The sequence below is a fragment of the Bifidobacterium sp. N5G01 genome, assembly GCF_002742425.1.
In the GTDB taxonomy this organism is placed as follows: domain Bacteria; phylum Actinomycetota; class Actinomycetes; order Actinomycetales; family Bifidobacteriaceae; genus Bifidobacterium; species Bifidobacterium hominis.
On record NZ_NJNP01000005.1, the window covers coordinates 43237 to 56828 of the forward strand.

Sequence of the window (13592 nt, forward strand, 5' to 3'; positions counted from 1 at the left end):
GTAAATGGCAATATGGCCATTCCACGCTTACAAGCGGCTAGGAAAGGATATACATGAAGACACTCAAGGATCTTGGAGATCTCAAGGGCAAGCGCGTTCTCGTTCGCGCTGATTTCAACGTTCCGCTGGACGGCACCACGATTACCGATGACGGTCGCATCAAGGCCGCTCTGCCGACCATCAAGGCTCTGCGCGAAGAAGGCGCAAAGGTCATTCTGATGGCCCACCTCGGCCGCCCGAAGGGCAAGGTCGTTCCGGAACTGTCCCTCGCTCCGGTCGCCGCTCGTCTTGGCGAGCTGCTCGGTATTGAGGTTCCGCTGGCTGAAGACACCTACGGCGAAGACGCTCAGGCCAAGGTCGCCGCAATGAACGATGGCGATGTCGTGCTGCTGCAGAACGTGCGCTACAACCCGGAAGAAACCAGCAAGGATCCGGAGGAGCGTTCCGCTTACGCCAAGAAGATCGCAGCTCTCGGCGAAGCGTTCGTGTCCGACGGTTTCGGCGTCGTTCACCGTGCGCAGGGCTCCAACTACGACGTTGCAGCTGATCTGCCGGCAGCCGCCGGCCTGCTGGTCGAGAAGGAAGTCAAGGCTCTGTCCCGTGCCACCGTCGAGCCGGAGCGCCCGCTGACCGTCGTGCTTGGCGGTTCCAAGGTTTCCGACAAGCTCGGCGTGATCGAGAACCTGCTTGACAAGGCCAACCGTCTGGTCATCGGCGGTGGTATGGTCTACACCTTCCTCAAGGCCAAGGGCCTCGAGGTCGGCACTTCCCTGCTGGAAGAGGATCAGGTCGAAACAGTCAAGGGCTACATCGATCGTGCCGAGCAGAACGGCGTTGAGCTCGTACTGCCGACCGACATCGTGGTGAACCCGGTTTTCCCGAAGTCCGATGAGGACATCGCTCCGGAAGTCGTGGCAGCCGATGCCATTCCGGCCGACAAGATGGGTCTGGACATCGGTCCGGATTCCCAGAAGCTCTTCCACGACAAGATTGTGGATTCCAAGACCGTCGTGTGGAACGGCCCGATGGGCGTGTTCGAGGTTCCGGCATTCGCAGCCGGCACCAAGGCCGTGGCTCAGGGCTTGGTCGACGCAACCGCAGCTGGCGCGTTCACCATTGTCGGTGGCGGTGACTCCGCTTCCGCAGTGCGCAACCTCGGCTTCCCGGAGGATGGCTTCTCGCACATCTCTACCGGTGGCGGCGCTTCCCTCGAGTTCCTTGAGGGCAAGGAACTGCCGGGCCTGAAGGTGCTCGACTAATTGCTTAACGCATAATCTGGAGGTGCTCCCTTATCGACAAAGGTGGGGGAGCACCTCTTGTTTTCACTAAACCGAAATTACGGCGTACTAACACTGAATGAAATAAGAACGGAGACGGGCAAACACATGGCATCGCAACGAATTCCACTGGTCGCCGGCAATTGGAAGATGAACTTCGATCATCTTGAAGCCACCTATTTCGTTCAACAGCTCGCATGGAAACTTCGTGACATCCATTTTGACTACCGCCATTGTGAAATCGCATTGATGCCGTCCTTCACATCGTTGCGCAGCGTGCAGGTGTTGGTCGAATCTGACAATTTGAAGATTCGCTACGGCGCACAGGCTGTTTCCGTAACATCGCAGGGCGCGTTCACCGGAGATGTGTCTGCCGATATGATCGCTCACCTTGGCTGTTCGTATGTGATTGTCGGCCATTCTGAACGCCGTAAATACCATCCGGAAGATGACGCGAACATCGTGGACCAGGTACGCGCTGTTTTGGCGGCCGGCATGCAACCGATTCTTTGCGTTGGCGAAAGCTATGAGGAACGTCGCAAAGGCATTGAGCTTGATTTCGCCGTGGGGCAGGTGCATGACGTCACGCGCGATCTTTCCGACGAGGAAGCATCGCGTCTGATAGTAGCGTATGAGCCGGTATGGGCCATCGGCACCGGAATGGTGGCCACTCCACAATCCGCTCAGGACGCGGCCAAAGCGATTCGGGATGATCTGTCTGCGACTTTCGGAATACATGTGGGAGAGGCTGTGCGCATTCTGTATGGTGGCTCCGTATCTTCAAAGAATGCCGAAGAATTGATTGGCGAGCCCGATGTGGACGGATTCCTTATCGGCGGCGCCGCGCTGAATGTGGATGAGCTCACCAGAATCTGCCAGCTCACCATGAATGCGACGGTATGATGTTCGCGGAATAATGTTTTTATCGAGTTGGTCTTTCAAGGTACGGTCATTATTCGATTTTCTCAATACCTTGCGCTATTGTTAACGACAGTGTTTACGAACTGGAGGTTCACTCGTGTCCGCTATGGCCATCGTCAAGCTTGTGCTGCAGATTATTCTTGTTATTTTCAGCCTCTTGCTCACCCTGTTGATTCTTATGCACAAGGGTAAGGGTGGCGGTCTGTCCGATATGTTCGGCGGCGGCCTCACCCAGAATGCGGGTTCCTCTGGCGTCGCCGAAAAGAACCTGAATCGTTGGACCGTCATCATCGCAATACTGTGGGTCGCCATCATCATCGCCCTCGGTCTGATGACGAAATTCAACCTCATCTGATTGGCTTTTTGCTTCGGCCCATGACTGTAATCCAGCCATGGGCCGAAGTTGTTTCTATCGTAGTATTGGCTGCAACATACGAGCGAAGGATTGATTTGACGTCTTTGAAAATCGAGAAAACCCAAGAAACCACAATGGTTGTCGCGGATTTGGACGGTACCTTGCTGCATGATGGTGAAACATTCGAGGAACGTTTTCTCACACAACGTTCCATCGATGTGATTAACCGCATGCACGATAATGGCGTGACTTTCGCTGTGGAAACGGCACGTCCGGTCAGCACAGGCTTTTCGTTCGTGGAAAAACTGCCGGTTGATGCCGTCGCCTATCTCAATGGAGCATTGATCGATTTCAATCCATCCTCATCAAATTATGAAATGCTTACTTCGCCGATGCTGCCGGAAGATGGCCATCTTAAGAAAATCGGGTTCTCCTCACAGCGAGCATGCGAAGTCTGCAAGAATCTGTTGACTGAACTGCCCGGCATGGAAGTCGGCATTGTCATGGATGATGTGAGATACACCAATTTCGACGTTACGAAATACTGGAAAACACAGACTTGGCGATACACTGACTTCGACGATGTTCCTGAAGGTATTGCCGATAAGCTCATTATCTTCCCTAACGATGAGCAGTGGAATCAGGTCGGTTCTCTTGTGCCCAGCGACTTTGATGTTCACATCTCTGAGGGATCGCTGTGGATGTTAATGAATCCTCAAGCCAACAAGGAACATGCATTGGATCTGCTTGCAGAGCATTTTGAGACGCCAATAAGCAAAACCGTCTCATTCGGCGATGATTTGGTCGACATTGCCATGCTATGTAAATCCGGCAGGGGAGTGGCGGTAGCGAACGCCAATCCGGATGTGTTGAACATCGCAGATGAAATCTGCCCATCCAACAACGATGACGGTGTGGCACAGTGGATTGAAGATAATCTATTGTGACGTCTCGTAATGTTCAAGAGTTACATGAGTTGAACTTCATGAATTGAACTTTTGTTGCAAAGGGATGCGAAATAGTTACATTTCGATATTGAACTTCCGTGATTTCAATAGGTGGCTTGTGCTAGGATTTGAACTAGTATTTGACGAGAATTGAACTGGGAGGACTGGTATGACAGAATCATTCTCCAGCCGGTTGAACGCCGCAATGGCGTTCCGCAATGTCAAACAAATTGACTTTGTGCATGCGGCTGAGAAGTTCAATATCAAACTTGGTAAAAGTCATATGAGTCAGTACGTGAGCGGCAAAACCGTGCCACGTGCCGATATCGCCCATTTTCTTGCGGCTTTTCTGCAGGTCAATGAGGATTGGCTGATGGGAAAGGACGTTCCCATGGAGCAGAACCCCGCCGCCTTGCCTGCAATCGAGTCTGATGAAACCCGACATGATAGCAATCCTGCATCAGCGCAATCAAAAGAAGGAAAGACTATGCGCACCTTTGCGAAATCCCATAAGCTCGACAATGTGCTCTACGACGTTCGTGGTCCGGTGGCGGACGAGGCGGCACGCATGGAAGCAGCGGGAACGCATATTCTGAAACTCAATATCGGCAATCCTGCGCCATTCGGATTTCGGACTCCGGATGAAGTTGTGTATGACATGGCGCAACAGCTGCCTGAGACCGAAGGATATTCACCGTCCAAAGGTCTGTTCTCGGCACGCAAAGCCATCATGCAGTATGCACAGCTCAAGAATATTCCGAATGTCTCCATCGATGATATCTTTACTGGCAATGGCGTCAGCGAGCTCATCAACCTGTCGCTGTCCGCATTGTTGGACAACGGCGACGAAGTGCTAGTGCCTTCGCCGGACTATCCTCTGTGGACCGCCTGCGTGAATTTGGCCGGCGGCACCGCCGTGCATTATATCTGTGACGAGGGATCCGAATGGTATCCCGATATCGACGATATCCGCTCTAAAATCACGGATAAGACCAAAGCAATTGTCATCATCAATCCAAATAATCCGACCGGAGCGCTTTATCCGAGGGAACTGTTGCAGCAGATTGTCGACATTGCCCGGGAACATCAGCTCATTATTTTCTCCGATGAGATTTATGATCGCCTAGTCATGGATGGGTTGGAGCATATTTCTATTGCATCGCTGGCTCCGGATCTGTTCTGTGTGACGTTCTCCGGTCTGTCGAAGTCGCATATGATTGCCGGATACCGCATTGGATGGATGATACTTTCCGGCAACAAGCGTATTGCAAAGGATTACATCGAGGGCCTGAACATGCTGGCGAACATGCGTATGTGTTCGAATGTTCCCGCTCAGTCGGTGGTGCAGACCGCTTTGGGTGGGCATCAGAGTGTCAAAGACTACATCAAGCCAGGTGGCCGCGTGTACGAGCAGCGCGAACTGGTCTATCGGATGCTCAATGAAATTCCCGGCGTTACCGCAGTTAAGCCGAAAGCGGCGTTCTATATCTTCCCGAAGCTAGACGTCAAAAAGTTCAATATTCACTCTGACGAGCAGTTCGCATTGGATCTGCTGCATGACAAGCATATTCTAATCAGTCATGGCGGTGCGTTCAACTGGCAGAATCCAGATCATTTCAGGGTGGTATATCTGCCGCGTATCACGATGTTGAAGGAAACCATAGGTGAGATCGCTGATTTCTTGAGTACATATCATCAGGCATAATGACCTTGGTTGTTTGAAGGACATTCATGGGGTGAAGCGCGCGCAGTATCGCGACGCTCCACCCCTAAATACTTATAGTCACATTACCCATAAGTATGGTTACGATCCTTTGGAGGACGCAAAGCGCAGGCGATCCAAGCGGACCCGTCAGGCTACCGATTTATGCCTCCGTGCTGGAATAAGCTGAAAACATGTAGAGCAATAACAGAAATTCCCCTGTCAGAATTCTGACAGGGGAATTTTTTAGCCTAAATCGCTAACGTCTAAGCAAAAAGCTCAGCCGTTGACGCGGTCGATGCCAGCCTGGACGTCAGCGAGGACGGTGTCCCAGGACTTGATGAAGGCGGCGACGCCGTCGGCTTCCAGCTTGTCGGTGACATCCTTGATGTTGATGCCGAGCTCAGCCAACTTGTCCATGACGGCGTGGGACTCTTCGTAGGTGCCCTGGATGGAGGCGGCGCCGTTGCCGTGATCGGCAAGAGCGTTCAGGGTCTTCTCCGGCATGGTGTTGACGACGAACGGAGCAACCAGCTCGTCGACGTACTTGCAGTCGGAGTAGGCGGCGTTCTTGGTGCCGGTGGAGGCCCACAGCGGACGCTGCTTCTTGGCACCCTTGGCTTCGAGCTCAGCCCAGCGCGGATCGTTGGCGAACTTGTTCTCGAACAGTTCGTAAGCGAGGCGAGCGTTGGCGACAGCGGCCTTGCCTTCGAGGGCCTTGGCCTCGTCGGATCCGTTGGCTTCCAGCAGCTTGTCGACGGCGGTGTCCACGCGGGAGACGAAGAAGGAAGCGACGGAGCCGATGTGCTTCAGATCGTGGCCGTTGGCGGCAGCCTGGGCGATACCCTCGATGTAGGCGTCGATGACCTGCTCGTAGCGTTCCAGGGAGAAGATCAGGGTGACGTTCACGGAGATGCCCTTGGCCAGGGTGGCGGTGATGGCCGGCAGACCTTCGAGGGTCGCCGGGATCTTGATCATGGCGTTCGGGCGATCGACCTTAGCCCACAGTTCCTCAGCCTGCTTCTCGGTGGCTTCGGTCTCGTGAGCCAGACGTGGGTCAACTTCGATGGAGACGCGGCCGTCAACGAAGTCGGTCTTCTCGGCGATCTCACGGAAGATGTCGGTGGCGTTGCGCACGTCGGTGGTGGTGAGCTCGCGCACGGCGGTCTCAACGTCGACCTTGCCCAGTTCCTTCAGCTGCGGGTCGTACGGGCCGACCTCATGCAGAGCCTTCTGGAAAATGGACGGGTTGGTGGTGACGCCGACGACGTTCTTGTTGGCGATCAGGTCCTGCAGGGAGCCGGACTCGATGCGGGAACGGGACAGGTCGTCCAGCCAGATGGAAACGCCGGAATCGGACGTACGCTGAGTTGCTTCGGTCATTGTTTTTCTCCTTATATTCCGTTATGGAACAAATCTGTTATATCAAAGGGGGAGGGGCGTCGGCGCACTGCGGCACCCCTCCGAGAAATCACTTGGCGGCTTCGACTTCGGCGATGGAGGCCTTGGCAGCTTCCACCACGTGCTCGGCGGTGATGCCCAGATCGATCATGTTCTGAGCGCCGTCGCCCTGCAGGCCGAACTGCTCGATGGAAACCGGCTTGCCGTAGGAACCGAGGTACTTGTACCACGGCATGGCAACGCCAGCCTCGACGGAGACACGAGCCTTGACGGAGGCCGGAAGCACGGCTTCCTTGTACTCAGCGTCCTGCTCCTCGAACCATTCCATGGACGGGACGGACACGACGCGAGCCTTGACGCCTTCGCCGGCCAGGGTCTTGGCGGCGGAGACGGCCCACTGGACCTCGGAACCGGAAGCCATAATGATGACGTCCGGGGTACCCTCGGTGTCGACGAGTACGTAAGCGCCCTTCTTTACGCCGGCCTTGGCCTTCTCAGCGGTCTCGGCGAGAACCGGGACACCCTGACGGGTCAGGACCATAGCGGTCGGCAGGGTGTTGTTCTTCTCGAAGAAGTAACGGTAGGCTTCGGCGGTCTCGTAAGCATCGGCCGGACGAACGACCTCAAGCTGCGGGATGGCGCGGAAGGAAGCCAGATGCTCCACCGGCTGGTGGGTCGGGCCATCTTCGCCGACGGCGACGGAGTCGTGGGACCACACATACAGGTTCGGAATCTGCATGAGGGCAGCCAGACGCACGGCGGAACGCTCGTAGTCGGAGAACATGAAGAAGGTGCCGCCGAACGGACGAGTGTGGGAGCCCAGCAGGATGCCGTTGGTGATGGTACCCATGGTGAACTCGCGCACGCCGAAGTGCAGCTGACGGCCGTACGGGCTGCAGACCGGCCACTGCTTGGTGGCGCACTCGGCGGGAGCGAAGGTGGCAGCGCCCTTCAGATCGGTCTTGTTGGAGCCACCGAGGTCGGCGGAGCCGCCCCAGAGTTCCGGCATGACAGCAGCGATGGCGTTCAGCACGGAGCCGGAAGCGCCACGGGTTGCAACTCCCTTGCCGACTTCGAAGGTGGCTTCGAGGTCATCAATGGCCTTGTCGAAGCCTTCCGGCAGCTCGCCGGCCTTGAGGCGGTCGTACAAAGCGGCGTTGTCCGGGTTGGCCTTGCGCCATGCGTTGTACTTCTCGTCCCATTCCTTGTGGGCTTCGAGACCGCGCTCAGCAACCTTGCGTGCGTGAGCCAGAGCCTCTTCGTCGACGTGGAAGGACTCTTCCGGATCGTAGCCGAGCAGTTCCTTGAGGCCTGCGACGGCTTCGGCGCCCAGCTTGGAACCGTGAGAAGACGGATCGTTGGTCTTGCCCGGGGTCGGCCATGCGATCAGGGTGTCGACCTTGATAAGCTTCGGCTGGTTCGGTGCAGCCTCACGAGCCTTGGCGATGGTGTCGGCCAGACCCTCGACGTCCTCCTTGTAGGAGCCGTCAGGCTGGATGAAGCTGAACTCGTCCGTGTACCAGCCGTAGGCCTGGAAGCGCTTGAGCACGTCCTCAGCCAGAACCAGATTGGTGTCGCCTTCGATCTGGATGCGGTTGGCATCGAAGATCACGGTCAGGTTGCCCAGCTGCTGGTTGGCAGCGAGGGAAGCAGCTTCGCCGGAGATACCTTCTTCGATATCGCCTTCGCCGCAGATGACCCAGATGTTGTGATCGAACGGGGACTCACCTGCCGGAGCTTCCGGATCAAGCAGGCCACGCTGGAAGCGCTGACCATAGGCGAAACCGATGGCGGAAGCGAATCCCTGGCCCAGCGGACCAGTGGTCATTTCGATGCCCGGGGTCAGGCCATATTCCGGATGGCCCGGGGTACGGGTGTCGGCGCCGCCACGGAAGTTCTTCAGATCGTCCAGGGTCAGGCCGTAGCCGGAGAAGTACAGCTGGACGTACTGGGTGAGGGAGGCGTGGCCGCCGGAAAGGATGAAGCGGTCGCGACCTTCCCAGTTGGGATCGTTCGGATCATGCTTGATGAAATGCTGATACAGAGTATAGGCGATAGGCGCCAGGGAGACGGGGGAACCCGGGTGGCCGTGTCCCGCACGCTCAACCGCGTCGGCCGACAGGACCTTGGCCATCTTGATGGCGCGCTCGTCCAGCTCGGTCTCCTTGAATTCGGTCATGGATTACTTTCCTTCCAATTGGTCGGGCCGCGTATCCGGCTTGTGCCGAGCGCTCGACGCCCTCACATTGCGTTTCCCATAGTAGCGACGTGAGGTGACGTTGTGATGGATTTTTGGCGTGTTTTGGTAGTTTGTGTTCTGTTAGCGCTAACAATTAACATTCTCGTGCGATTGTTCTGTTCGATTGGTGGTATGACGAGCATTTCGGGAGATCGATATCGAAAAAAACGAGAAACGCGTACTCTGGAAGCGAACGTATTAGCACTCGTGCCGCGCGAGTGCTAATACAATGGGAGAAGCATTTATGGAAGATGGTTTCGCCTAATATCGCAGATATACCGAAAACCGGATTCCGCTGAGTTGTATCGCATATGTGAAAGAGGAGGCACGCATGACGCAGTCAAGACGTATGTTGGTACTGCGTGCCATCGTCGAGGACTATATTCGCTCGCAGGAGCCAGTCGGTTCGACCACTTTGACCAAAGATCATGATCTGGGCGTCAGCTCGGCCACCGTCCGTAATGATATGGCCGCCTTGGAAGATGAGGGATACCTTATTCAACCCCATACGTCAGCAGGGCGCATACCAACGGAAAAAGGGTACCGATACTTCGTGGACCGTTTGGCCACAGTGGTGCCGATGTCCGAAGCGCAACGCCGTGGCATCAACAGCTTCTTGTCGGGATCCGTCAACCTGCAGGACACCTTGCAGCGCGCAGCCCGTCTTCTGGCGCAGATCACCGGTCAGGTCGCAGTCGTAGCGGCGCCGTCGTTGGCGAAATCAACGTTACGGCATATCGAAATCGTTCCCGTATCAATCAACACCTTATTGGCCGTCGTCATCACCGACACCGGCCGAGTGGCGCAGCATATACTCAACGTTTCCGAGTTGCCAGATGCCACGGTGCTGTCGCATCTGGTCAACGAAATCAATGCGCAGTGCGCCAGCGTTTCCTTGACTCGGACCGCAGACTATGTCAGGCAGATGTCGTCCCGCAAGGAATACCGCTCCATCAGCAAATTGGTGGAAACGCTTGCCCAGGCTTTCGATGGCATGGCCGACGACGAGCGCGCGAGCGAACTCTATATGGCAGGAACCTCACGGCTCGCGCACCAGCGTACCGTGGCCGATCTTGCACCATTGTTCGATGCGTTGGAAGAGCAAGTCGTGCTCATGAAACTCATGAGCTCGTTGAGTGAAGCCACGCAATCCAATGGAGTCGGGGTGGCCATCGGATCCGAAACGCACACGCCCGGCCTGCTGCACGCATCCGTGGTGACCAGCGGATACGGTCGAACCTCGGCAACCGTTGACGACGCCGCAGAAGGCGAAACTGCAGAAGAACAAGGGAGAGAAGCCAGCGATCGCACCACTACAGCGCAAGATTCCAGCGAGCCCATTGCTTTCGTCGGATCCATCGGGCCGACGCATATGGACTACGCGGCGACCATGGCCGCAGTGCGTGCCGTCGCCAGATATCTGACCGCATTCGTGGCACACGACGAAAACCAAACCAACAGCTGACCCCGCCTTATGGCACAATGACACGCAGAAAACAATAGGGAGAAAGAACAACAGTGACGGACTATTACGAAGTGCTGGGCGTAGACCGCTCCGCAAGCGACGAGGAGATCAAAAAGGCCTATCGAAAGATGAGCCGCAAATATCATCCCGATATCGCAGGTCCGGAATTCGAAGATAAATTCAAGGAAGTCAACAACGCTTACGAGGTACTGTCCGACCCGCAGAAGCGTCAGATGTTCGACGCCGGCGTGGACCCGAACGATCCAAATGCCGGAGGTATGGGCGGCAGCGGATTCGGTGGCGGATTCGGCGATATGGGAGACATCTTCAGCATGTTCACTGGAGGTGCCTTCGGAGGTGGTAACGGTGGACCGACCCCGCGTACGCAGCCAGGACGTGACTCACTTGCCACGGTAACCATCGACTTGAAGACGGCGGTGTTCGGCGACACCGCGCATGTTGAGATCAAGACGTTCGGCCTATGTCAGGAATGCGCCGGAACAGGGTGCCAGAAAGGCACCCAGCCTGCGCAATGCCCCGACTGCCATGGACAAGGCTACGCCCAGCGCGTGGTACGCACCATGCTCGGCCAAATGATGACCACTGCGCCATGTGAACGCTGCGAAGGACACGGTACCGTTATCGAAAATCCGTGTCCGTCCTGCCTTGGTCATGGTCGCGTGCGCACCACTCGTAATGTTGGTGTGTCCGTGCCTGCCGGAGTGGCGAACAATACCCGTCTGCGTCTCGCCAATCAGGGCGAAGTGGGTGAAAACGGCGGTGTTGCCGGCGACCTGTATATCGATATCCGCATCGCTCAAGACGACACCTTCACTCGTGACGGTGATAATTTGCACTGCTGGATTCAAGTGCCGATGAGCTGGGCCGTGCTGGGGCATGATCTGGAAATCGACACGTTCGACGGCAAGCAGTCGGTGAGCGTGCCTGCAGGAAGTCAGCCTGATGACACTGTGACCTTGAAGAACCTGGGTGTCACCCATCTTAACAACAAGAACGAACGCGGCGATCTGGTGGCGCATATCGCAGTGAAGATTCCGACAAAGCTTACCGATGACGAGCGTAAGCTGATGGAACAGTTCGCCGAAAAGCATGACGCCGACGCCCAGCATGTCGCGGTAAGTGCACGTCCAACTACCGGAACGAAGAAGGGATTCTTCTCCAAGTTGAAAGATGCGTTGCGCTGATTTTCCTTGTTCTAATGCCTTACATCCGATAAGAAAACAGCGTTAGATCGCATTCAAATAGCCGGTTGCTTCAAAAATCAAGGCAACCGGCTATTTTGTCAATGTTTCTGCTGTAGCAAGCGGATTGTCTCATGTCTACAACAGCCAATCATTAGACATATCTACATGTTTATTTGAGCAATGACCGGCACATGGCGCGATATTGGTTCACATAACCGCCGCCGAAGAACACGCAATGGCCGGCGATGGGGTAGAGCTGCCACAAAGTGGTTCGTTCCTGCCATCCTGCCTTCAACGGGTGCACGGACTGGTATCCGTCGAGAATGTCCCGCAAATACGACATGCCGAACAGGTCAAGCATGGCGAGATCCTCTTCACGATGTCCGCCATGCGCGGCCGGATCGATCAGCACCGCTTCCACAGATCCGGAATCGGCTGACCACATGACATTGCCGCTCCACAGATCGCCATGCACACGCGCAGGCTTATCGTTAGCTGCTTTGCCCAGTATTTCAGGCAGCGCTTCAATGACAGCTTCAGTCAACTCCATGTCGTAGTCGGTCAGTTCACGACGTTTCATACCAAGCCGTACCATTGGTCGGAGCCTGCCTTCGGCCAAATATGTGACCACGTCATCCCATTCGCCTGTATCCATAGGAACCGGATCCTGCAGGGGGCCAAAATAGCAGGTTCCCGCATAGCCGGCCGGGGCGGATCCGAAATAATCAGCACCGGCATCGTGCATGCGGGCGAGGGACGCGCCGAAATCATGCGCGGCCTGCAGTGTCGGCCCGCAGGCGTTCACACGTTCGATATCGAGATAATCCTTGCCCCAATCGTATACGTCCACAACACGCGGACCTCCCTTGGAGCTCGCTTCACCAAGCCATTGCAGGCCACGGCCTTCGCATTCGAAGAAACCTTCCGGGCTGAATGCTCTGCTTTTGCGGTATTTGCTCATAATGCCAGGCCTTTCTTTTGCATCATGCGCCACGTTTGCGAGACTATATAGAGTCGCTGGCGAGATTCCGATAGGTTTTGGCACCATTGTGTGCATAGTTTGAGACAACTCAAGGATCCATAGTGAAAAATTAGACCCCTCTCGCTAGTCTTGGATGCGGAAAAGCAGACGAAACCATTGATACATATAAAAGAGGGTTCATGAATTTTTTCCAAGCGATTTTCCTTGGGCTGGTGCAGGCATTGACCGAGTACCTGCCGGTTTCTTCCAGTGCCCATATCCGCATCATCGGCGATTTGATGCTGGGCTCTGACCCGGGTGCCGCGTTTACCGCCATTATTCAGATTGGCACCGAGCTTGCCGTCATTTTGTATTTCCGTCACGACATCATCCGTATTCTCGGTGCTTGGTTTGGCTCCCTGTTCGGCAAGGAGGGCAAGGACTTCAAAAGCCGTATGGGCGCACACAATCCGGATACCCAGATGGGCTGGTTCATTATTCTCGGCACCATGCCGATTCTGATTGCGGGCCTGCTGTTCAAGCATGCCATCGAAGGATCGCTGCGCAATCTGTGGATCACCGTCACCGTGCTTGTGCTATTCGGCGTGTTGCTGTGGGTGGTCGATGCTCGTTCCAGGCAGGTCAAGACCATGAAGGAAATGACGTGGAAGGACGCGTTGATCTTCGGCATCGGCCAGATGCTCGCCCTGATCCCAGGCGTTTCCCGTTCCGGCGGCACCATCACCTTCGGCCGTGCTATGGGGTACACCCGTGAGGCAGCCGTTCGCGTGAGCTTCCTTATGGCCATTCCCGCCGTATTCGGCGCAGGCATTCTGGAAGCCGTATCGGCCGTTAAGGACGTTGCGACGGGGGATGCCGGCATGTTCCCAGGCTGGGGCCCGACCATCGCCGCGGCCATCGTAGCGTTCGTAGTCGGCTATGTGGTGATTATCGGCTTCCTGAAGTTCGTATCCACATTCTCGTACAAGGCATTCGCCATCTACCGCATCGGCTTGGCAGTCGTTGTGGCACTGCTGCTGATCACAGGCGTGCTCTCTCCGCTGGAAGCCGTGGCTACAGCGTGAACCTAGTTCGATAAGCGAACAACAAACAAGAAAG

11 protein-coding genes are annotated in these 13592 nt (G+C 55.8%); 8 read left to right on the top strand and 3 right to left on the bottom strand.

Annotated features, from left to right (window positions below; genetic code table 11):
- Nucleotides 1-53 precede the first annotated feature (53 nt).
- The 5 genes from CE168_RS07700 to CE168_RS07720 all read left to right on the top strand — a co-directional run bounded on the left by CE168_RS07700 (nucleotide 54) and on the right by CE168_RS07720 (nucleotide 5205).
- Nucleotides 54-1259 (top strand): phosphoglycerate kinase, encoded by a 1206-nt coding sequence (locus CE168_RS07700; RefSeq protein WP_099571843.1) that lies wholly within the window; start codon nucleotides 54-56, stop codon nucleotides 1257-1259.
- A 126-nt stretch (nucleotides 1260-1385) separates the two neighbouring features.
- Nucleotides 1386-2180 (top strand): triose-phosphate isomerase, encoded by a 795-nt coding sequence (gene tpiA / locus CE168_RS07705; protein WP_099571844.1) that lies wholly within the window; start codon nucleotides 1386-1388, stop codon nucleotides 2178-2180.
- A 124-nt stretch (nucleotides 2181-2304) separates the two neighbouring features.
- Nucleotides 2305-2553, top strand: coding sequence for a preprotein translocase subunit SecG (secG, locus tag CE168_RS07710; protein WP_099571845.1), 249 nt, complete (start codon nucleotides 2305-2307; stop codon nucleotides 2551-2553).
- 134 nt (nucleotides 2554-2687) lie between these two features.
- Nucleotides 2688-3500, top strand: coding sequence for an HAD hydrolase family protein (locus tag CE168_RS07715; protein WP_099571846.1), 813 nt, complete (start codon nucleotides 2688-2690; stop codon nucleotides 3498-3500).
- Between the two features lie 169 nt (nucleotides 3501-3669).
- Nucleotides 3670-5205: an aminotransferase class I/II-fold pyridoxal phosphate-dependent enzyme gene (locus CE168_RS07720; RefSeq protein ID WP_099571847.1), complete on the top strand. Its 1536-nt coding sequence runs from the start codon at nucleotides 3670-3672 to the stop codon at nucleotides 5203-5205.
- Between the two features lie 276 nt (nucleotides 5206-5481).
- Here CE168_RS07720 and tal read toward each other — a convergent pair whose 3' ends face one another.
- A complete protein-coding gene (tal, locus tag CE168_RS07725; protein WP_099571848.1) occupies nucleotides 5482-6585 on the bottom strand; it encodes a transaldolase in 1104 nt (367 codons plus the stop codon).
- An 88-nt stretch (nucleotides 6586-6673) separates the two neighbouring features.
- Nucleotides 6674-8782, bottom strand: coding sequence for a transketolase (gene tkt / locus CE168_RS07730; RefSeq protein ID WP_099571849.1), 2109 nt, complete (start codon nucleotides 8780-8782; stop codon nucleotides 6674-6676).
- Between the two features lie 391 nt (nucleotides 8783-9173).
- On the opposite strand from tkt, the gene hrcA reads away from it, so the two are divergent.
- Together hrcA and dnaJ are read left to right on the top strand one after the other, a co-directional pair.
- Entirely contained in the window at nucleotides 9174-10307 is a 1134-nt protein-coding gene (gene hrcA, locus CE168_RS07735; RefSeq protein WP_099571850.1) for a heat-inducible transcriptional repressor HrcA, read from the top strand.
- A gap of 53 nt (nucleotides 10308-10360) precedes the next feature.
- Nucleotides 10361-11512: a molecular chaperone DnaJ gene (dnaJ, locus tag CE168_RS07740; protein ID WP_099571851.1), complete on the top strand. Its 1152-nt coding sequence runs from the start codon at nucleotides 10361-10363 to the stop codon at nucleotides 11510-11512.
- 169 nt (nucleotides 11513-11681) lie between these two features.
- Here dnaJ and CE168_RS07745 read toward each other — a convergent pair whose 3' ends face one another.
- Nucleotides 11682-12473: a fructosamine kinase family protein gene (locus tag CE168_RS07745; protein ID WP_099571852.1), complete on the bottom strand. Its 792-nt coding sequence runs from the start codon at nucleotides 12471-12473 to the stop codon at nucleotides 11682-11684.
- A 200-nt stretch (nucleotides 12474-12673) separates the two neighbouring features.
- Between CE168_RS07745 and CE168_RS07750 the strand changes: the two genes are divergently transcribed.
- A complete protein-coding gene (locus tag CE168_RS07750) occupies nucleotides 12674-13558 on the top strand; it encodes an undecaprenyl-diphosphate phosphatase (protein ID WP_099571853.1) in 885 nt (294 codons plus the stop codon).
- Nucleotides 13559-13592: the final 34 nt, after the last annotated feature.